Raw genomic sequence first — 4,875 nt, forward strand, 5'->3', positions numbered from 1 at the left:
TTTCAATTGTCTTGAATGAAAAAAACCTGTAACATATGGTAAAACCCCTTTAAAACACAAATGTAAATCGGCATAGATAGTAACAACCCCTCGTCATTTATTATACCCCCCCTTCGGCAAATATAGTGACCCCCCCTCTTCCGGCATTCATTCTGACCCCCCTATGTGTATCTTAAAGAGAACAATAACACATACAGGGAGGGTAGGATGCCGAGGACGATAGGGACTATGGAACTACAGGACATTTTGAAGAGGCTCAGGATAGGAGAGTCGATCAAAGGGATCAGCCGGGAGCTCAAACATCATAGAACTGTGGTCAGGAGATTAAAGAGAGTCGCAGAGGAGAAAGGGTGGCTTAACTCCTCTTATCCACTGCCTTCGGAGAAGGAGATCAAAGAAGCATACACCATATTAGAGACCGTAGTGGAGGCAAGCCCACACCTCTTGGATGCATTCAAGCAGGAGATAGAGCGCTGGATAAAAGAGGGGTATAGTTTCGTGGTAATGCATAGGATGTTATGTGAGCAGGTGGAATGCTCTGAGAGCACGGTACGGCGGTATATTCACAAGCAATTTCCTCAGAAACCCAGACTGGTAATGGTACGTAAGACTATTCCGGTGGAGGTAATGGAGGTTGATTTCGGGTATCTGGGAATATTTTGGGATGTGAACACCGAAGCAAGAAGGAAGACGTGGTTCTTCTCCGGCAGGTTTCGGCATTCCCGGAAGGCCTATCGGGAAGTGGTGTTTGATCAGAAACAGGAGACCTTTTTCCGCTGTCATATCCATGCGTTTGAATATTTTGGGGGAGTGCCCAGGAAAACTACACCGGACAATTTAAAGGCTGCGATTATCAGAGCGTCCTTTGAAAACCCTCTGGTGAACAGGGCATACCGCAGTCTTGCAGAACACTACGGATTTATGATCAGTCCCTGTGTCCCTTATTCCGCAGAACACAAAGGGGGAGTTGATAGTGACGTGAAGTACGTGAAAAGGAACTTTCTGCCTCTCTTCAAGGAGAAGCAGCGACAGAGGGGACACGAGATACCCTATGCTGATGAGCTAAGGGAGGAGCTTGATAGATGAAACCAGGAGGTTTCGGATGTACGTATCATTCAGAAAATGGGAATAAGTCCAATGGAGCTCTTTGAGCAGGAAGAAGTTATGGCACTCAACCCACTTCCATCAAACCGGTGGGATCCAGTGAAATGCAAGGAGGCCTCTGCGGGGCCAGATTGGAGGATTCAGTTTGAGAAGGTCTTTTACTCTGTCCCCTATCGGTATATCGGAGAGAAGGTGCTCGTGGTAGCAAACTCCATGATTGTACGGATCTTCTACGATTACGAAGAGATCACAAACCACCAAAGAGCCACAAAGCTTTGGGAGTACAAGAGAAAGTCGGAGCATGCGCCTCCATATCTTGAGGAATATCTGAACCTTTCAAAACAGGGACTTTTAAACTGGGCCGCTCGTTTTGGTCCATCTGTGCAGGGAGTGGCTGAAAGGATCTTCGAAGATAAAGCGGTAGATGGGTTCCGGCCTGTGAGGGGACTCATCCGGTTTGCTGAGAAATACACCTCTTCACGGCTTGAGGCGGCCTGCAAAAGGGCCCTCTACTACGATACACCGACATACAGGAGCGTGAAAAACGTACTCATGAAAGGACTCGAACAAGAACCTCTCGAATACCCTATTGAGCCCTCAGGGCAACTTAACTTCCGGTTTCAGAGGGAATATGGGTACTTCGATCCATTCAGTTCAGACCATATTATGCAATAGGAGGATGCAATGGACGATTTAAGCTTCTTGAGACCAAAGCTTTCAAGGCTGAAACTCTCTGGTATCATGGAAACCCTACCCCTTCGATTAGAGCAGGCGATGAAGGAAAAGTGGAGTTTCTCACAGTTTCTTGACCTTCTTCTCACAGACGAAGTGGAACGGAGGGATTTCAAGCAGCTTGCCCGCCGGTTGGTGAAAAGTGCTTTTGATCTTGAGAAGACCTTAGAGACCTTTGATTTCACCTTCAACCCGCAGATTCACCAGCCCACCATTAGGGAGCTTGCAACCTGCAGGTTTTTGGAGAAGAGAGAGAATGTTTTTTTACTTGGGCCAAGCGGTGTGGGCAAGAGCCACCTGGCTCAGGCCCTAAGCTATGAGGCCTGTAAAAGAGGGTATGAGGTGATGTTCAGGCGCACAGGCGCCCTCTTTGGGTGGATTCACTCAGGGAGAGGAGATGGGACCCATGAGAGAAGGCTCAAGCAGTTGTGCTCCATCCCTCTCCTCATTTTGGATGATTTCAGACTCAAAACCCTAACAGAAGACGGGCAGGCTGACCTCTATGAGCTTATCTGCATGCGCTATGAGAAACACCGCACCATTATTACCAGCAACCGTGATTTTAACGAGTGGCCAATGGTGTTTACTAACCCGTTAATGAGAAGCACTGCGATGGATAGGCTCGTGCATAGAGCAGTAAAGATCACGATCGAGGGGAAGAGCTATCGCGTGCACAACTTTGTCCAGAGGACGAAAGAGATTACTGCTGAGGCAGCGGAAAGGAAGAATCTGTGATTATTCCCAACGAAACCAGATCGCTCGACACGATTGTTGTAAAAAGTACCGCATCCTGTGGAAAAATCAGGGATTTTTACACAGCCTGCTTTGATAACTCCGAAGGAGTTACCCACACTTCCCACAACCCTGCGACTAAGATTTTTCATTTTCAAAAGACAAAAGGATTGACTATCGAAACCAAAAGTGGTTAGTTAAAAAACACCGGGAAAGGGGGGTCACTAAAACTGCCGACCCGGGGTCATTATACTTGCCGATTCACATCAGGTTCTGAAAAACACTATTTTCAAAAAGCTCATCCATATCTAACTTTGAAGTTGTTTGCTATACTACTATCGCACAAATAAACTTTAGGCATTTTGCTGATCTCGGTACCTTTTCCTTTATTGAAAGGTCTGATAGTTTTAATAAAATATGTTCCATCAAGAAAGGATATATAATTGTTAAATGTTATTCGCGAAATCCCCAATTCCTTTGAAACCCTCTGGATATCTAACTTTGAGCCTATTCTCTGCATAAGCAGTAACATCAGATCTCAAACTACCTGATTTTTCCTGAAATCACACAGTTGAGTTACTTTCAACTAAAAAATGATGTAAAAAAATCTTCAACAGCTTTCCTTTTATCTTAAGCCTTATCTTTCAGTACACCCGGGGGGAAACAACCAAAAAGTATATATTTTTCTTAATAGAGTGAGGTAGTTTTAAAGATGGTTTGAGTTATATCTTCTGTTTTATCAGGAATTTTGGATTTTATTTTCTTGAAGGTGAAAAACTCATTACAAGATAGGGAGTAAAGTGCAAAAATAAACTTTCTGCCTGCAAGAGATTCTGTAAAAAGATTTTTAATATAGAAACTTGCAGAGCCTGTAAGAAAAAATTTCACATAGTAATGGTCAATAAAATATTTCGCTATAGATGATAAGCTTTTAACGAACTGGACCTCATCACAAAAAATGAATACTTTTCTATTAAAATCTATTCCCAGGAATTGGATTGCCTTCTTTATGTTCTCATAATTATCATCTTAAAAATACTCTCTCTTAATAAGATTTTCTAAGTCCAGAAAAACCTTGTTTTCGGAATTAATACTCTATAAATATGTAGTTTAAGAGCTTGGATGGGATATTAAAAATAGCAGAATATTTGGTACCTATGTCTATACCCATCTAAAATTCCTTTTAATTATTTGACATATTACTCTTCTGACTATTATAATGGGTTGAAAATTAACCTAATTGTATAAAATGGAATTGTAAAAAACAATACATACAGGGAATTCATTTAATGAGTCTTTTAATATTGTGCTTTTCATTCATCATTTCATTACTTGCTTTATATTTATTAATACCACGATTAAAAAAGGCGGGTATTACTGGAAAAGATATGAACAAGCCTGACAAACCAGAAATATTTGAAATGGGGGGTATTGGAATCATTACTGGATTTTCTGGAGGGATTTTATTAGCTATCGGGTTCGATACCTTCACTGGAGATTTGTTCAGCAATACTTTAAAGATTCAGGAATTATTTGCAGTTCTGGCTATGATTTTACTTATAGGCTTAATTGGCATAATCGATGATTTAATGCATATACGTCAGAGTATTAAAGCAATTACTCCTTTTTTTTGCTGCTATACCACTTGCTGCAATTGAAGCAGGGTATACAATTATAAAAGTTCCTTTTATTGGACATGTAGATTTTAAAATATTTTACCCTCTTTTTATTGTACCTTTGAGTGTTACTGTGGCCTCAAATGCTGTAAATATGCTTGCGGGGTTTAATGGGCTTGAAGTAGGAATGGGGCTTATGGCTACAGGGGCACTTTCTGTAATTGCTTTTACATTATACAGACCAACTACCTTGATAATTCTAATGGCTGCTGCAGGTTCACTTGTTGCAGCTTTAATATTTAACTGGTATCCTGCAAAAATATTTATTGGTGATGTTGGTACATTGAGTATAGGGGCTATTATTATTTCTGCAGTGGTACTGGGAAATTTTGAAACTGCAGGGGTTATTATTCTTATACCATATGTAATAGATTTTATTTTAAAGGCATTAAACCGTTTTCCAAGCAAAGGATGGTGGGGCAAGTATAACAATGGGAAATTATACTGCCCTGGATCAAGGCCTGTAGGGTTGGGGCAGCTCATAATGAAAATAACAGGGGGAATTAAAGAGTATAACCTTGTTTTAATTCTTATGGGCTTTGAAGCTTTATGTGGATTTATTGCAGTACTAATTTTTGCAAAGTTTTAGTAAGTAAACATCTTTTTTAACTAAACGCCCTCTAAATCTTAC

Annotated in this window: 7 protein-coding genes; 5 read left to right on the top strand and 2 right to left on the bottom strand. The window is 41.1% G+C overall.

Going from position 1 to position 4,875, the window contains the following annotated elements:
- The first annotated feature begins 207 nt into the window (after window positions 1-207).
- The 3 genes from istA to istB are packed head-to-tail and all read left to right on the top strand — an operon-like array spanning window position 208 to window position 2,571.
- Window positions 208-1,086, top strand: coding sequence for an IS21 family transposase (gene istA / locus ACUVXA_RS16395; RefSeq protein WP_445872362.1), 879 nt, complete (start codon window positions 208-210; stop codon window positions 1,084-1,086).
- Between the two features lie 51 nt (window positions 1,087-1,137).
- Window positions 1,138-1,779, top strand: coding sequence for a Mu transposase domain-containing protein (locus tag ACUVXA_RS16400; RefSeq protein WP_445872363.1), 642 nt, complete (start codon window positions 1,138-1,140; stop codon window positions 1,777-1,779).
- Between the two features lie 9 nt (window positions 1,780-1,788).
- Window positions 1,789-2,571 (top strand): IS21-like element helper ATPase IstB, encoded by a 783-nt coding sequence (gene istB / locus ACUVXA_RS16405; protein ID WP_445872364.1) that lies wholly within the window; start codon window positions 1,789-1,791, stop codon window positions 2,569-2,571.
- 295 nt (window positions 2,572-2,866) lie between these two features.
- Here the strand turns inward: istB and ACUVXA_RS16410 are convergent, their stop codons facing one another.
- Window positions 2,867-3,100, bottom strand: a complete 234-nt coding sequence (locus tag ACUVXA_RS16410) for a DUF4143 domain-containing protein (protein WP_445872365.1) — start codon at window positions 3,098-3,100, stop codon at window positions 2,867-2,869.
- 155 nt (window positions 3,101-3,255) lie between these two features.
- Window positions 3,256-3,579: an AAA family ATPase gene (locus ACUVXA_RS16415; protein WP_445872367.1), complete on the bottom strand. Its 324-nt coding sequence runs from the start codon at window positions 3,577-3,579 to the stop codon at window positions 3,256-3,258.
- A gap of 278 nt (window positions 3,580-3,857) precedes the next feature.
- On the opposite strand from ACUVXA_RS16415, the gene ACUVXA_RS16420 reads away from it, so the two are divergent.
- A complete protein-coding gene (locus ACUVXA_RS16420; RefSeq protein ID WP_445872366.1) occupies window positions 3,858-4,226 on the top strand; it encodes a hypothetical protein in 369 nt (122 codons plus the stop codon).
- The gene (locus ACUVXA_RS16425) at window positions 4,222-4,833 is read left to right on the top strand and encodes a hypothetical protein (protein ID WP_445872368.1); all 612 of its coding nucleotides are present in this window, start codon (window positions 4,222-4,224) and stop codon (window positions 4,831-4,833) included. Before ACUVXA_RS16420 ends, ACUVXA_RS16425 begins: the two co-directional genes overlap by 5 nt.
- Window positions 4,834-4,875: the final 42 nt, after the last annotated feature.

Source organism: Candidatus Jordarchaeum sp. (assembly GCF_052745115.1).